This window comes from Roseobacter sp. EG26 (assembly GCF_049830555.1).
Classification (GTDB): Bacteria; Pseudomonadota; Alphaproteobacteria; order Rhodobacterales; family Rhodobacteraceae; genus Roseobacter.
Genome location: NZ_JBNBLH010000006.1, coordinates 133,577 through 149,586, shown reverse-complemented (window position 1 = coordinate 149,586; position 16,010 = coordinate 133,577). Strand labels below are relative to the sequence as shown.

Below are 16,010 nucleotides of genomic sequence, written 5' to 3'. Positions count from 1 at the left end.
AAATAAGCCTTCAAGGCCGGAGGTCCTGACGTGACAGGTGATCATTTCCAAGGCTGCGTCAGCACCTCAGAGCCGCCTGAAAACGATCTTTCAAACCTGTGAACTGGCTTTCAGGATTTCATAGATCCGGTCGATAAGTGCCCGGACCTCGGGTAGAAATCGGTCTTCGTGATGCGTAACCAACCACTGATCATGTTCCAATTCATCAATATGCGGCGACACTTGCTGCAGGGTGGCACAGCCATCGCCTACAAATGTCGGCAAGACGATCCTCGCGGATCCCGCCAACGCCAAATCAAGCGCGTTTCGGGGGCTTGTGACTTCGATGACGTCTGCCTTTCTGGACGCTTCACCGACCCATTTCGCCGATGGCGTCGATCCGACAACGCGCGCCCATGCATCGATCGTTTCATCACGCGCGTAGGTCGCAAATCTGACCCGCGCGACCCTGCGCCCAGCCAGTCCGGGTCCTTCAGGGCGGCGGTTTCGAACCCCGATCAGCGCTTCACGGCGCCCGATATCAGCAATCTCATCGTCGGCAATGAACCTTAACCGCACAGAGTTCGTCCCGGTGATGGCCGCGAGCTTGCTACAGAGCAAATGGGTAACCCAAACCCCGGCGGAGATTTTGACGGCGGGCTTAACCTCTGCTGCGTTGAGAGCAATGATCGGCGCCACTTTCCATTCCAAATCGACGGCTTTGGCCAGCAACCGCTCTCCATCTTCGGTAAGCTCGTATCCCCTTGGCAGCCGCCGGAACAGTTCACACCCCAAGCGGCGTTCAAGCGCCAACATCCGTCGGCCAAGCGTCGGCGCACTTTTTCCTGTCTTAACCGCAGCCGGTGCAAGCCCGCCCCCACGCGCAACCGCCAGGAAAAGGCGAATATCATCCCAGTTGAAGTTCATTTCATTCATGAAATGATCATTACAATAGATTTCATTTCGTTGGAATGCGTGACCTGCTTGAATTGGGGGCATCTCAAAGCAGGAGCAATGACATGAAATTTCTTGATCAGAAGATCGCCCCTCTGGGCATGGGATGCTGGCCAATTGGCGGTGCGATGTATTCCGACGGTCAGTCATTGGGATACACCAATGCTGATGACGGCGACTCTATCCGTGCAATCCATGCGGCACTTGACCGGGGCATCAGGCTGTTTGACACGGCAGCCGCTTACGGTGCCGGCCACTCCGAAAAACTGCTGGCCCGCGGTTTGAAACGGCATCCCGATGCTATCGTCGTCACCAAGATCGGCATCGCAATTAACGAAGAAACAAAGGAGCTGACCTTTGGCGACACCCATCCTGAGCGGGTTGGCCCCGCAATTGACCAATGCCTTGGCCGCTTGGCGCGCGATTGCATAGATCTAGTTCTGCTACATGACAACGGGCTTCCAGTTCCCCAAGCCGAAGCGATTTTCAATGAAATGGAAAAAGCGCAAAGCGCCGGAAAAATCCGCGCCTATGGCTGGAGCACTGATTTCTCAGAAAATGCAGCGGCAGTAGCGTCTCGACCGGGCTTTGCCGCTGTTGAACATGCGATGAACGTTCTGGTCGATGCCCCGCGCATTCAACGGGTCGTGGAGCAAAACGCGCTGGCAGCCCTGATCCGGTCTCCTCTGGCGATGGGGTTGCTCGGCGGGTCCTATACCTCGGGCGCGACTGTCCGGGATGGCGACATTCGGGCCGGAGACAGCATGGTTACAGCCTACTTTAAGGGCGCGCGCGCCAATCCACATTTCCTCGGCCAGCTTGACGCCATACGCGACCTTCTGACCGTCGATAGCCGCAGCCTCGTTCAAGGCGCCATCGGATGGCTTTGGGCCAAGGGCGCCTGCAACATCCCGATCCCAGGCGCGCGGACCGCCGAGCAAATAGAAGGCATTGCTGAAGCATTGAGCTTCGGTGCCTTGCCACCAGAAGTCATGGAGACCATCGAAAGCCTCATTCCGCGGGAAAGGGAAACTTCTCCTGACAGGGCACTCTGATCACGACAGCGCCCATAATAACGCTCAAATCATCTATTTGTCGCAAACTCTTGAAAAGAGTGCGCACCGACATGGGGGATCGCCTCCTGAATTCTATTGATTGTCGCCAATCCAGAAATCGTAAGGAACCAATTTTAGGGAGGCGATCCGCATGTCTGCGAATGACGAAATGATAAAACAACCCAGCCTGGGAATGGCGCTTCTGCCCATCATCCTGACGCTGTTTGTCCTTGGGCTACAGCTCTTTTACTTCGGGGACTTCACGCCCCATATTCCGCTGGCGTTCGGGATCGCGATCACCGGTCTTGTCGGTCTGAAACTCGGGCACAAATGGCCAAACATCGAAGAGGGTGTTTTCCACGTCATCAACATCTCATTGCCATCGGTTTCCATCCTGATCACGGTCGGGATGATCATCGGTGTCTGGATCGCCAGTGGAACTGTGCCCACGCTTATTTACTACGGGTTGAAAATTCTCTCACCGGAGTTGTTCCTGGCTGCCGGAATGCTGCTATGTGCGATTGTTTCAGTGTCTCTAGGCACATCATGGGGAACAACTGGTACAGTGGGCCTGGCCTTGATGGGGATCGGCGCAGGCTTTGGTATCCCGATGTATTGGACAGCGGGCGCGGTTGTGTCGGGGGCCTTTTTTGGCGACAAGATTTCGCCCCTGTCCGACACGACAAACCTGGCCCCTGCGGTCACGGGCACGAATCTCTTCGATCATATCCGAAATATGTTGCCCACCACTGTGCCGTCCATGCTGATCGCTCTGGTCATCTATTTCATTGTCGGATTCACTCTGATCGACACATCCCAGGTCTCGTTTGAACGCATCGCGGTCATTACCACGGCCCTTGAAAACGCTTTCTGGATTTCGCCGCTGATGCTGCTTCCCGCCGTATTGGTGATTATTTTGGCGATCATGAAACAACCTCCCATCCCGTCACTCTTTGCTGGCGCCGTCGTCGGGGGAATCATGGCCATCCTGTTTCAGGGAGCAGGCCTGCACGAGACCTTCACCTTTGCAAACAGCGGTTATTCCATTGACACAGGCGTCGCTGAAATCGACCCGCTGCTGAACCGGGGAGGCATCCAATCCATGATGTGGACGATCTCGCTGGTGCTGCTGGCATTGGGTTTTGGCGGTGCCTTGGAACGCACAGGCTGCCTGCAATCAATCATCTCTGTGATCATCTCGAAGGTGAAAACATTTGCCGGCATCCAAACCTCGGCGATCCTCACATCGGTTGCGACAAATACCGTCGCTGGCGATCCCTATCTGTCAATTGCCTTGCCGGGGCGGATGTACGCGCCAGTTTATCGCGGCATGGGATATTCCCCGCTCAACCTCTCGCGCGCCATTGAAGAAGGCGGGACGCTTGTGTCGCCCCTCATTCCCTGGAACGCAGGCGGCGCTTTCGTGATTACCGCACTCGGGCTTGGCATCGCGGATGGGAACTTCGAAAACCTGCTCTACATCCCGCTGGCATTTGCCTGCTGGTTATCGCCGGTCATCGGGATATTCTATGCCATGACCGGTCTCTTCTCGCCCAAAGCCAGCGACGAGGAGGTTCGCGCCTGGGAAGAAAGCGGGGAACCCGTCGCGCACCTGAGCGCCTGAACAATCGGAGTACCAAAGCCCTGCGGGTTTTGGTACTTCTACCCTTTCCAATCCGGCCGTCCGGGGAGCGCGAATATGAAAGAGAAAAATTTTATCCCCAAGGGTGCTGCAAGTTTCCAGATCAATTTTGATGGCAAGACCAGAGACATCTACTTCCTGCTCTTGCCGAAACTGACGATGCTCGCCTTCAGCGCGGCACTCGAACCTCTGAGGGTTGCCAATCAGGTCACCAACAAGGAACTTTACAGATGGTATCTCGTCAGTGAAGACGGGCAAAAAGTCCAATGCTCAAACGGTGTGGAGATCAGCGCAGATCTGGACCTCGAGAACATTCCCCGCGCGGCACGGCTATTTGTCTGCTCCGGCATTGAGCCAGCGGAGAGCACCAGCCCAAAAGTTCTGGCTTGGCTCAACCGGCAACGCGCTTTCGGCTGCCATTTGGGAGGCATTTGTACGGGGGCTTTCGCCCTTGCCAAGATAGGCGCCCTGCGCGGCAGGAAGTTCACTTTGCATTGGGAAAACCAGCCTGCTTTTTCCGAGTATTTTGATGGGTTGGAGCCTTCGACAAATCTCTATGAGATCGACAAGGACTTGATGACCTGCGGAGGCGGCAACGCCGCGACAGACATGATGCTCGACATGATCGAATCCGATTTCGGCAAGGATCTCGCCATCATCATCTCGGACATGTGCATTCATTTCCGATCGAACAACAGAAAGGCGCTGCAAAAATCTGCATACTCCGTTGCTCTGGGCAGCCGTAATCAGAAGCTGATCAACGCCATGCAGGTCATGCATGATCACATCGAAGAACCACTGGAAATTACCGAGATCGCCGATCTGGCAAATATTTCACGCCGCCAGTTGGAGCGCCTCTTCCAGAAATACGTCGAAATCTCGCCAGTCCAGTTTTACATCGAATTACGGGTCGCGCGGGCACATGCATTGCTGAACGAAACGGATATGACCGTTGCGCAGATTGCGGCAGCAACGGGCTTTGGCAGCACAACCCAACTTGCGGTACGTTTCAAAAAGCGGTTCGGAAAATCTCCGTCCGCTTTTCGTCGGGGATGGTCAGAACATTCGTGAAACGGCTGGTGTCAGATGCGCCGCCAACGCGATAATTATGTCGGCGGCGCATCGCCCGGGCTCATGGTGTCAGGTCTGCATGGGGAAACGGCATTGGCCCGACTTCTGACGGCAGGACGAGGTCAGCTACCCGCCGTCAACCTCAAGAGCCGGTCAGTCTGCCCCCAGGATCGCGTAGAAACGCGTGAAAACCATATCTTCATCCGCGTTGTCGATATGGCATGACGCACAGGCCTCTATCGGTGCAGCCGCAGCTGTTTCTGCATAGGGCGGCGCATGGTGACCAAAGTTAAAATACCCCCAGTTCTGGCTGTCCGAGAACCTGGAGGAATCTTTTACAGCAATGTCGATGCCGTTGAACGCACCGGGAAAGTACCCGCGTCCTGACACCTCGGAACGAGACCCGTCTTCTTCCTCCGCTTCCAGCGTCAGCTGAAGCTCTTTCAACAAGATTGTGCCTTCGGGAAAGACTTTGGTCTCCTTGTAAATCTTGTAAGCTTCCGGATGCACATAGACATTGTGATATTCCGGGAAACCTGCCGCGCCCCCATTCAGGGCATTTGGCGTCAGGGGGGAACCAAGATAGACCCATTCCCGATACCCTTCGGGCAGGACAAGCTCACCCCCCTCCGTCCAGGTCGGTTTCCAGTCTTCGGTCTGTTGTGCAACTGCGGTCGTGCTGATTTGGCTCAAGGCGACGACGGCAAGTGCCGAGCAAGCGGTCAGCGTGGCGATGGTCGATTTTCTCATTGCTTCACTTTCATAGCTATTGGTTGTGTGGCCCGAGGATCGAGGCGGTACACTCTATGTTAGGAAGCGGTAGCTTTTTCAGAAGGGTCAGGAATTCGAGTTTTCTTGCAGATCGTTCAATAATCAATCTGCACTATTGTGCAGCAGCACGTTTTGCGTTGACTGGGGGCTATGACAGAGCTGAGCTTCAATATCCTCGACATGCTGCGTATTCGCAGCACGGCCTATGTCACAAAAAACCCCGCCGGGAATTGGAGCACGGCTGTCAACTCCCACTCTCATCTTGCGCGTTTTCATCTGGTCTTGTCAGGTTCGGCATGGGTCGAGTTGCCACAAACCGGTCAACGCGAAAAACTTGACAAGGGCGACTATGTGATTGTCCCGAATGGCGAAGCGCACAACCTGAGCGCCAAGCCCGGGTTGACGCCCATGGCTTGCGACATCATTCCAAGCGATGAGTTCGCACCCGACCTGCTTGGTCAAGGTGATCCAAGTGACGGCACGCATCTTTTGTGTGGTTACTTCCAGATGTCTGAAAGCGCACCACCTGCGATACTGACGCGCCTGCCGAACCTGCTGGTTCATCGCGGTAACAGCGAACAGGACCGGCAGAAAACCGATATGTTGTTCCAACTTATTCGCAGCGAGCTCTTGCATAAATCAGGCAATATGTCCTCAGTACTCAATAGAATTTCAGAGATTCTTTGCATTTATGCGATCCAAACGTGGCTAGAGGAGATGATATCCCAAGACTTGCATCTCTCTGCGCTCTTCGATCCAAAGTTTCAGCAAGTCCTCGACAGCATCCATGCTGATCCGATCTTTCCTTGGACCGTCGAAAATCTTGCGAGCGTATTTGGGCAATCGAGAACCACATTTGCCACGCATTTCAGAACACTCATGGGAACCGCGCCCATCAACTACGTGACAAGCTGCCGCGTCCGGGCTGCCAAACGAATGCTCGAAGAAAGCAATCTCTCGCTTGACGAGATCGCCGACAAATCCGGCTATACTGACACCAATGCATTCAACCGCGCATTCAAAAGAGAGACCGGGTCAGCACCAGGTGCCTTCCGACGAGCATCAAGGCGGTAAGCCCGTCCCAATCAAGCGCATTGCGGCATTTGGCATCCAGAGCAGCGCAGCGACCTTGAAAAAGTGGCCAGATCGCCTTATCACAAAGTGATCACATTGGAGATTTCATGTCCCGTTAAGGTGGGGAGGCAAAAGACCTCCCGATACGCAGCAAAAGCCCAAAACACCTGGCAATCTCAGGATTGGCATACCTGTTGGCTGTGACCTCAATGCACTTGACACCTTAGGCTCAAGAACCCCTTGAACAATGACATGAAAGTTGACCCAATGACACGGGACTATTCCGGATTTTTTCCTTCCAAGGCAGGCCACGCACCCGCTGAACGAAAGCTGTCCACGCTTGAACGATATGGATGGCAGCCCTATTTTTCGCAACAGATCAGCGTGGATGCGTTAACTCAGACCCCGCCCGTGCGCGTTGTCGAAGTTCACCGAAACGCCCTTCACGTGATCGGGGACGCCATCGACGAGCACATTCCCCCTCTCCCGAACAGTGCAGTCGGCGACTGGTTATTGCTTGATCCATCCCACCCGCCTTCCAGCGTCGTCCTCGACCGAAAAAGCCTTCTGAAACGCCGCGCGCCCGGCACCGACCGAAGCATCCAGTTGATCGCCGCCAATATAGATACGGCTTTCATCGTGTCTTCCTGCAACCAGGATTTTAATGTTGCACGGCTGGAGAGGTACATCGCTCTGGCCATTGAAGCCAACATTGCGCCTGTTGTTCTTTTGACCAAAAGCGATCTGGTCACATCTCCCGAAGATTACGTGGCACAGGCGCGCAGTCTTTCGGAACTTGTTCCGATATTGACGCTTGATGCCCGCGGCGAGGCACCAGGCGAAATGCTGTCAGAGTGGTGCAAACCAGGAAAGACCGTCGCTTTTCTGGGGTCGTCCGGCGTCGGGAAATCGACACTCACCAATGCCTTGGCGAAATCCCAGGAAGTTGAAACCGGGGCCATCAGGGAGAGCGACGCGAAAGGACGCCACACGACGACCAGGCGCCAGTTATACGCCATCCCGAACGGATGCGTTGTCCTGGACACCCCGGGTATGCGGGAGGTGCAATTGACCGACGTATCCTCAGGTATCGAGGAGGTATTTGCAGACCTTCACGCCTTGGGCGAACAATGCCGTTTTCGCGATTGCCAACATGAAACCGAACCCGGGTGCGCCGTCTTGGCAGCAGTCAAAGACGGCGACATTGATGACGCTCGGCTTGCTCGGTGGCGCAAATTGAAAGCTGAAGAATTATTCAACACGACAAGCCTTGCGGAGCGCAAATCCAAAGACAAGAAACTGGGAAAGACCATCCGCCAAATCATGAAACATCACGGAAAGCGCCAATGACGCCTATTCCATCTGCGCGGGTTGCCCGATTTCTGCAGCATCACAAAGGGGTGCAAACTGCACCAGCCCTGCGCCGAATACCTCGTCCGGGCCGACCTTACCCAGATCACGTGCCGTTCTGCGCAGGACGGATTTGACAGCGGTCACAGCCATCTCGTCATCCGACCACAACACGATGGCGGCGGCAGCGGTGGCGAAGGGCGTTGCAAAGGATGTGCCGGTTTTGGTTCGAACGCCGCGCACAGAAGCGGCCGTCCAGACATCGACACCGGGTGCTGCCACATCCACATGTGCGCCCCGACCGGCGCGCCGGTAAATCCTGCCGTCGCCATCCACAGCCGTGACCGTAAGAACCTGCCCGTAGGCACCTGGATAGGCAGGTGCGGCGCGTGGGCCCGCGTTGCCGGCCGCCGCCACGATCAGAATTCGGTCTTCACTCAGGCGCGCCACCATTTGTCCCAGCAGAAGGTTATCGGGACCGGCGAGGCTCATATTGATCACTCCGACATCTGCGGCGGCAAGTTGATCCATTGCCAGCACGATGTTGAAGACATCGCTGCGTTCGTCCCGCCCCATCTTGTAGAAGGCATCGACTGCCACCAGCTCGGCGTCAGGCAGCACCCCATGCACCCGGCCCTCGCGGGAACCAATCAGAAGTGCTGCCACCGCGGTCCCATGTTGGGCGCCGGAAATACCGGGGCCGCCGGGATCAAAATCCAAAACCGACAGCCTACTGTTGATAAAGGCCTCATGATCAGGGTTGATCCCGGTATCGATCAACCCAAGGCGCACAACCTTTCGACCACACCCCGAAAACGGCGGTTCTGGAGGCGACCAATCGACGAGATCGAAGGCGGGACAATGCAGCCCCACACATGGTTTGCTTTCAGCCGCATTGGCTCTGTAGAAATGATTGAAATCGGACAATTGCCCCGATGAAAGCTGGCGCACCTCCAAGAGTGCCGCGTCAGGCGAAATACCCGGGGGAATACGCAGACGCCGCAAAGTCGCGCCGAGAGCAATCACTTCCGACGTCCGAACAACCTCATACCCCCGATCTGTCAGAGTGGACAAATCCTCGGGTGAAAGATTGACCGAAACAACCTCATCGGCCGCGCGGGTGGGGAGAGGTTGCGGTGTGGGCGTTTCAGAAGGCACCTGAGACCCACGTCCAAAAAGCAGATCGAGTAAATTCCCGCCTTTGTTGCCGGTTCTGGGCCTCCGTCCCTCACCAGCCCCCCCACTCGCGCCACTTGCACTGCCACGGTCATCGCTGTCATCGTCGCTATCGCCATCACCATCGCCATCGTCGTCAGCAAGCGCCCAGCCGGCAAACAGGCTGTTGGGCGAGATCGCCGGAAATGCCACGGCGAAAAGGGTCGCCAGGACAAAGGGAAGAATGACTCTCGACAATTTGATGCTCCGATCTGGCCGCAATCTGCTCCAAAGCGTGTTCAGACGGCACTGTTCCTTGCGCCACCAAAACAAGCTGTCGTAAGACAACGCGATACCCTGGGAAATATTCCACTCTTTGGTGAAAGAGGAAAGAAGCACGATGTCTGATAGGTTTGCGGAAGACATCATCGCATTTTTACCCAATCTGAGGCGTTTTGCCCTCTCGCTCTGCCGGAGCGCTGATATCGCGGATGATCTCGTTCAAGTCACCGCGGAACGAGCGTTCGCAGCGCAGCACCAATTTGATCCCGAAACCCGGCTTGAAGCCTGGCTCTTTCGGATCATGCGCAATGCATGGATTGACATGGTGCGCCGCACCAAGACCCAAGGCACGCAGATCGACATCGACCATGCGCCCGAGGTTGCAACGGTGGATGGTCCCAGAGCGACCGAGGCGGCCCTGATGTTGAACTCCGCAAAGGCCGCAATTGAAAATCTGCCGGAAAACCAGCGGGATGTCGTGATGCTGATATGTGTGGAAGAACTGAGCTATAAGGAAGCAGCATCGGTTCTGGATATCCCCGTCGGAACGGTGATGAGCCGACTTGCGCGCGCGCGATTGGCGATTGCAGAAAAATTGGGAATAAATCCGAACTCCGCACGTTCTTCTCATAGTCAGGGAGACGGCTGAGATGCAGAAATTCGAATTCACCGATGAAGAACTCATGGCCTATGCTGACGGCGAGTTGGGGACCGAACGCGCCTTGCAAGTGGATGCAGCCTTGGTCAGCAATGCGGCGCTCAATCTTCGCCTGGCAACCTTCGCCGAGACCCGCGAACTGTCTCAAAAGAGTTTTGAAGAGGCGCTGCACGAACCGGTTCCTGAACACCTGGTCCAGAAGGTGCGGAACCTCGCGGCAGAATACCAAACGCATGCCCCCCCCGAAGATCGCAAGATTATTGCATTCGGCCGAAAGTCTGTTTCTGCGCCTTTTTGGAAGCTACCGCTGGCAGCCGCACTCGCCCTTGCGGTTGGCTTAGGTGCGGGTCTACTCGTCTCAACAGACAGCACCCAAAGTGCCCGAGGTATCGTGCTGGCGACACTGACCGAAGTCGAACTCAATGACCTGCTCGATACGGTACCCTCCGGTGAACTCGAACAATTGGCAGACAGCACTCAGATTACCCCAATTGCCACCTTCTATGATGGGTCGCAAACATTGTGCCGCGAGTTTGAACTTCGTAGCACCGATGGCCCCACGGTTGTTTCGGTCGCGTGCGAACAGAACGGTACATGGAATTTGCGGCTGGCCGTCGCGACGGCAAAGATGGACGAAAACGGCTATGTGCCGGCATCTTCATTGCAAGCATTGGATGCCTATCTGGATGGCCAGAATGCCGGCCCCCCGCTCAATCCAGCCGCTGAAGCTGCCGCTTTGCAAAATTTGCGCTGACGGGAACACACAGACCTCCAAAGAACTGTTGCATCCAAGTGAGAAGCGTTTGGCCACCAAAAACGGCGGGCTGGGTTTCATACCGAATTCATGGTGCCTGCAACACCCATCAGGAACGTTGTGCAAAAATAACTTGGAAAAGATGGAATAACCCGCCGTTTGATCCGTTTGCCTTGTTGAAGACGCTCAATGCGCGTCAAATACATGGCAAGAGGACACATGATATGAACATCCTGTTGGTTGAAGATGAAATGCGGGTCGCTGATTTTGTCCGGCGTGGCCTGAAGGCGGAAGGCTGGGTGGTTGAGCATGCCGGCGACGGCGAAACCGGATTGGAGATTCTGCAGGACCGTGAGTTCGACGTGGTGATCCTCGATCTGATGCTCCCCGGGATCACCGGTCAAAAGGTCTGCCAAAAAATGCGGGCGCGCGGCATCGTGACACCCGTGCTCATGCTGACCGCATTGGATAGCACGGATGAGCGGGTCGCTGGGTTGCGTTTAGGCGCAGATGACTATCTGCCGAAACCCTTTGATTTTGAAGAATTAATTGCACGTGTTCACGCTCTGCATCGCCGCGCTATTGGTTACGCGTGCAATGACGATGACGGTAAACTGCGATACCAAGGTATCATCTACGACAGTTCCGCCATGGTCCTTACGGTCGACGAAGTTGTGGTCGAGCTCTCCGCCAAGGAACGCGATTTGATAGCGATCTTAATGGCCAGCCGGAACAAAGCGCTCAGCCGGGAACGCATCTTGAACTCCGTTTGGGGGACCCACGAGGATCCCATGACGAATGTGGTAGATGTGTACATCGGTCGCTTACGCAAAAAGCTTGGCCCCTACGGTAAGTTGATTACCACAGTCCGCGGTGCCGGTTATCGATTTGGATAGACGGAGCCCAATGCGCCCAACCGCAGAGTCCCCCCGGAGAAACGAAATCGTATCGCAGGGTCTCTCCATATCAGGGGATTCCGCGGTCTAGATGGCTGACACCTCCCTCCCTCGGGCCGTCATCCGAACACGGTACGCATGACGTGAAGCAACCGCTTGACCTCCCTTCTCATCGAAATCCGGAAAAGTTCTTGCTTTGCTATTAAAGTTTCTCATAATTTGAGATAGAGTCTCATAAATCGAGAGCCTGTATGCATCTGGATCGCCTGATCAATCTTCTTGAAATCGTCGCGGTAGCTGGCCGCCCGGTATCGGTGCCAGAAATTCAAAAGGCGACTGGCTTGCCCAAACCGACCTGCTACCGGCTGATCCAGTCATTGCAGGACCAGCGGTTGCTGGATCAACCCGCGGAAGACGGCAGGTTTGTCATCGGCGAGCGGATGATCCGCATCTCGCTCCTGGGGAAGTCTGACATTGATGTCCGCAGATGTGCCGCACCACTTTTAAAGGCCGCCACCAACAGCTTTAATGAGACCGTTTTCCTCGCCCGTTTTCGCGGCGGCAAGGTGGAGATCATCCACGTCGAGACACCGGGTGATCCCGGCCGGGCCTTCATCCATCCGGGGCTTGGCGAACGCCCCATGCACGCCTGTTCTTGCTCAAAGGCAATCGCGGCATTTGCCGAGCCCGAGTTTCAGGAGAGCATTCTGACGCGTAGCCTGAAAGCCTATACCGAGCATACCAAGGTCACCAAGGCCGATCTGCGCGCTGAATTTTCCCAGATTGTGGCGCAGGGATTTGCAGATTGTGATCAGGAAATTGACCTTGGTATCGCAAGTGTCGCCGCACCCGTTTCCATCGGGAATATCGGCGCGATCTTCAGCGTTGGCGCGGTCGGTCCGATCCGCCGTTTTGAAAGAGACTACCGTCACGAGATCGGCCGCAAGCTGACCGGCCTTTCAGACAAAATCAGCGGTGCCATCCAACTGTGCAATGTCGCGGAGGTGTAACCCTACTCACAATTTCAGGCTCATCTGAGCTCAATAAAAAAAGACCGCAAAAGCGGATGACATTTTCCACAAGGGAGGAAAGAAATGAACTTACGACCTGATCCGACATTTCACGCATCGCCAAAGCTTGCGATGCAGGCACCTGTCGAAAACTATGCCTTCACGGTCATGCTCAGCCCCGATGGCTCGCAGTCTGACGGTATCGCGGTCATCGACCTCAAACCCGATTCTGAAACTTACGGCCAGATCGTTCACCAGGTTATCGTGCCCAACAAAGGCGACGAATTTCACCACTTTGGGTGGAATGCCTGTTCCTCTTCGCTGTCCCCGCTATCCGGTCACGCGTTTCTGGAAAGGCGCTACCTGATTGTGCCCGGCATCAGATCCTCGCGCATCTATGTGATTGATGTCAAAGAACCGCTAAAAGCGCACATCCACAAGACAATCGAACCCGAGGAACTGTTTGCTAAGACCGGCTATTCGCGCCCGCATACGATCCATTGTGGCCCCGAAGGCATCTATGTGTCCTGCCTTGGCGGCGGAGGTGCGGATGGCACCGACGGCCCACCAGGCATTTTCATCATGGATTGCGAGACCTTCGACATCATCGGTCGCTACGAGATGGATCGCGGTAAGCAGGACAAGCACTATGATTTCTGGTGGAATCTGCCGCAGGACTACATGGTCAGTTCAGAATGGGGCCTGCCGCCACAGTTCGAAAATGGTATCGTGCCGGAGGATCTACTCTCCAATAAATACGGCCATTCCATCCATTTCTGGGATCTGCGGGCGCGCAAGAATATCCAGACCATGGATTTTGGTGAAAACTACCAGATGGCGCTGGAAATCAGGCCCGCTCACGACCCGACCAAATCCTATGGGTTCTGCGGCGTGGTGGTGGATACCACCAACCTGCAAGGGGCCATTTTCACCTGGTGGCGGGATGAAGACGGGACGTGGCAATCGAAAAAGACCATCACCATCGACCCGCGCCCCGAAAAGCCGGAAAACCTGCCGCCGCTCTTGCAAGGGTTTGAGGCTGTTCCCCCGCTGGTCACTGACATCGACCTCAGCCTTGATGACAAATACCTCTATGTGGCTTGCTGGGGCCTCGGCGAGATGCATCAATATGATGTCAGCGATCCGATGAATCCGGTGCTTGCGGGCAAGGTCGAAGTGGGCGGCATCGCGCGCGGCACCAAACACCCCAACGGAAAGGACTTTGCTTACGGTCCCCAGATGGTTGAGGTCAGCCGGGACGGCAAGCGGGTCTACTGGACCAACTCGCTCTATTCCACCTGGGATGATCAATTCTACCCGAATGAAGCAGGCGGGCAGATGGTCATGGCGCGGGTCGGCGAGAATGGTGGGTTTGAGCTCGACAAGGATTTCTACATCGATTTCCCGGAAGGGCTCCGGTCGCATCAGATCCGTCTGGAAGGCGGCGATTGCTCCACCGACAGTTTCTGCTACCCGTCGGTCTAGCAGGTGTCTGACCTGAACACCGTAGCGGCCCTTTGGTGGGCCGTCATTTTTTCGGGCCTCTATCACGGGCTCAATCCCGGTATGGGATGGCCGTTGGCCGTTTCCGCGGCCCTGATGGAGCGCAGGCATCAGGCCCTTCCCAAAGCCTTTGCCCTGCTGGCCACGGGCCACTTTCTGGCGATGATCGGTATCCTGCTGCCATTCTCGCTCATGTTTTTTCTGGTCGAACTTGAGCTCGAAATCCGTGTTGGCGCGGGGTTAATCGTCATTGCGATGGGCATTTACTTGCTGATCAATCGGCGTCACCCCAAGTATCTTGCGCGCATCCACCCCGCCCGCCTGACGCTCTGGTCATTTCTGGCCGCAATGGCGCATGGCGCGGGCTTGATGCTGGTGCCCATCTTTTTGGGTATCTGTGCAATCGGGGCCGAAGAAACTGGCCATCTTGCGGCTCAGGCCCTGATGGGAGCCAATGTGATGACCGCCTTTAATGTCGCCGCAGTTCATACACTTTCCATGACCGTTGCAGGCAGTGTGATCGCAACCATCATCTACTTTTGGCTGGGTTTGAAATTCCTGTCGAAAACCTGGTTCAACCTCGATCTGGTTTGGGCGCTTAGTCTTATCGCGGTCGGTCTGTTCGGTCTCTACTCGGCATATTTTGGTCATTGAAAGGCCCCTAAGAGGGCGAAACGCCAAAGCCGTGGGCCTGATCATGTGCAGGTCAATCGCTGCTCCACGCGTCTGACTTTCAAGATTATACAATCCTCAAAGAGGTCGGATTTCTATCAAAGCCGGCTCCTGAAAACGCATTTCACGGAAATTTTAATTGCGAATAATTCGCAATTACATTGACAGTTGCGAGTGATTTGCATTTACAGAGATAAATGGAAACGTTCGTTGAGGGAGTCCCCAATGTTGTCGAAACTGATGCAGGCCACGTCCGCAACGGTTGTCACCATGTTGCTTGCGACACATGCCATGGCAGATGACAAGATGAAGGTGGTGACGACCTTCACTGTTCTCGCTGATATGGCGGCCAATGTTGCCGGTGACGCCGCAGAAGTCGTTTCAATCACAAAACCCGGCGCGGAGATCCATGGCTATGAACCGACGCCCCAAGACATCGTTCGGGCCTATGATGCCGATCTCATTTTGTGGAATGGCATGAATCTTGAACTCTGGTTTGAACAATTTCTGACCAATCTGAAGGATGTTCCGGCGGCAACGCTGACAGAGGGGATTGATCCGATCCCGATCGCCAAGGGAAGTTATGAAGGCAAACCGAACCCTCACGCATGGATGGGGCTTGATAACGCCCTGATCTATATTGATAATATCGTCTCCGCATTCATTGCCCAGGACCCAAAAAACGAGGCCATCTATGTTGCGAACGCCGCGCGCTACAAGGAAGAACTACGCGCGACGATTGAACCTTTGCGCGCCTCTATCGCTGCCATTCCAGCGGACAAACGCTGGCTGGTAACCTGCGAAGGCGCCTTCAGCTACCTCGCACGTGATTTCGGCATGAACGAGCTATACCTTTGGCCGATGAATGCCGATCAGGTTGGCACGCCGCAGCAGGTTCGTGCCGTTATTGATGGCGTCCGGGAAAACGAAATCCCGGTGGTCTTTTGTGAAAGCACGGTAAACACAGCGCCTGCCGAACAGGTCGCGCGCGAAACAGGTGTGGCATACGGGGGGGTCCTCTACGTCGATTCCCTGAGCGAAGCGGGCGGAGAGGTGCCAACCTATCTTGACCTCTTGCGCGTTACATCAAGCACCATAGCGACAGGGCTGTCATTGGCCACGAACTGATGCGTTGCAGGTTTCGCCAAGCGGCCTGGTTGGGTGGGACAAAAACGGGAGACCCC

The 16,010-nt window shown here is 55.5% G+C and carries 15 protein-coding genes; 12 read left to right on the top strand and 3 right to left on the bottom strand.

The window, feature by feature from the left end; genetic code table 11:
- Positions 1–90: 90 nt before the first annotated feature.
- Positions 91–915, bottom strand: a complete 825-nt coding sequence (locus ACOTTU_RS14935) for a LysR family transcriptional regulator (protein WP_425659175.1) — start codon at positions 913–915, stop codon at positions 91–93.
- Positions 916–998: 83 nt separating this feature from the next.
- Between ACOTTU_RS14935 and ACOTTU_RS14930 the strand changes: the two genes are divergently transcribed.
- The 3 genes from ACOTTU_RS14930 (at position 999) to ACOTTU_RS14920 (ending at position 4,701) form a co-directional block, all read left to right on the top strand.
- Positions 999–1,988: an aldo/keto reductase gene (locus ACOTTU_RS14930; RefSeq protein ID WP_425659173.1), complete on the top strand. Its 990-nt coding sequence runs from the start codon at positions 999–1,001 to the stop codon at positions 1,986–1,988.
- Positions 1,989–2,139: 151 nt separating this feature from the next.
- Entirely contained in the window at positions 2,140–3,612 is a 1,473-nt protein-coding gene (gene nhaC / locus ACOTTU_RS14925) for a Na+/H+ antiporter NhaC (protein WP_425659172.1), read from the top strand.
- A 75-nt stretch (positions 3,613–3,687) separates the two neighbouring features.
- Positions 3,688–4,701 carry a GlxA family transcriptional regulator gene (locus tag ACOTTU_RS14920; RefSeq protein WP_425659170.1) on the top strand — a complete coding sequence of 338 codons (1,014 nt, stop codon included), beginning with the start codon at positions 3,688–3,690 and terminating at the stop codon, positions 4,699–4,701.
- A gap of 153 nt (positions 4,702–4,854) precedes the next feature.
- Here ACOTTU_RS14920 and ACOTTU_RS14915 read toward each other — a convergent pair whose 3' ends face one another.
- A complete protein-coding gene (locus ACOTTU_RS14915; protein WP_298914443.1) occupies positions 4,855–5,451 on the bottom strand; it encodes a cytochrome P460 family protein in 597 nt (198 codons plus the stop codon).
- 171 nt (positions 5,452–5,622) lie between these two features.
- Between ACOTTU_RS14915 and ACOTTU_RS14910 the strand changes: the two genes are divergently transcribed.
- Positions 5,623–6,546: a cupin domain-containing protein gene (locus ACOTTU_RS14910; RefSeq protein WP_425659168.1), complete on the top strand. Its 924-nt coding sequence runs from the start codon at positions 5,623–5,625 to the stop codon at positions 6,544–6,546.
- A gap of 252 nt (positions 6,547–6,798) precedes the next feature.
- A complete protein-coding gene (gene rsgA, locus ACOTTU_RS14905) occupies positions 6,799–7,896 on the top strand; it encodes a ribosome small subunit-dependent GTPase A (protein WP_425659166.1) in 1,098 nt (365 codons plus the stop codon).
- A gap of 3 nt (positions 7,897–7,899) precedes the next feature.
- On the opposite strand, the gene ACOTTU_RS14900 is transcribed toward rsgA, so the two are convergent.
- A complete protein-coding gene (locus ACOTTU_RS14900; RefSeq protein WP_425659164.1) occupies positions 7,900–9,309 on the bottom strand; it encodes a S8 family serine peptidase in 1,410 nt (469 codons plus the stop codon).
- Positions 9,310–9,451: 142 nt separating this feature from the next.
- On the opposite strand from ACOTTU_RS14900, the gene ACOTTU_RS14895 reads away from it, so the two are divergent.
- The 7 genes from ACOTTU_RS14895 to ACOTTU_RS14865 all read left to right on the top strand — a co-directional run bounded on the left by ACOTTU_RS14895 (position 9,452) and on the right by ACOTTU_RS14865 (position 15,954).
- The gene (locus ACOTTU_RS14895; protein ID WP_425659162.1) at positions 9,452–9,982 is read left to right on the top strand and encodes an RNA polymerase sigma factor; all 531 of its coding nucleotides are present in this window, start codon (positions 9,452–9,454) and stop codon (positions 9,980–9,982) included.
- A gap of 1 nt (position 9,983) precedes the next feature.
- Positions 9,984–10,745 (top strand): anti-sigma factor family protein, encoded by a 762-nt coding sequence (locus ACOTTU_RS14890; protein WP_425659160.1) that lies wholly within the window; start codon positions 9,984–9,986, stop codon positions 10,743–10,745.
- Positions 10,746–10,981: 236 nt separating this feature from the next.
- Positions 10,982–11,641 (top strand): response regulator transcription factor, encoded by a 660-nt coding sequence (locus ACOTTU_RS14885; protein WP_425659158.1) that lies wholly within the window; start codon positions 10,982–10,984, stop codon positions 11,639–11,641.
- A 251-nt stretch (positions 11,642–11,892) separates the two neighbouring features.
- Positions 11,893–12,651, top strand: coding sequence for an IclR family transcriptional regulator (locus ACOTTU_RS14880; RefSeq protein WP_298914423.1), 759 nt, complete (start codon positions 11,893–11,895; stop codon positions 12,649–12,651).
- An 84-nt stretch (positions 12,652–12,735) separates the two neighbouring features.
- Entirely contained in the window at positions 12,736–14,136 is a 1,401-nt protein-coding gene (locus ACOTTU_RS14875) for a selenium-binding protein SBP56-related protein (RefSeq protein ID WP_425659156.1), read from the top strand.
- 3 nt (positions 14,137–14,139) lie between these two features.
- Entirely contained in the window at positions 14,140–14,808 is a 669-nt protein-coding gene (locus ACOTTU_RS14870) for a hypothetical protein (RefSeq protein ID WP_425659154.1), read from the top strand.
- Between the two features lie 258 nt (positions 14,809–15,066).
- Entirely contained in the window at positions 15,067–15,954 is an 888-nt protein-coding gene (locus tag ACOTTU_RS14865) for a metal ABC transporter substrate-binding protein (protein WP_425659448.1), read from the top strand.
- The last annotated feature ends 56 nt before the right edge of the window (positions 15,955–16,010 follow it).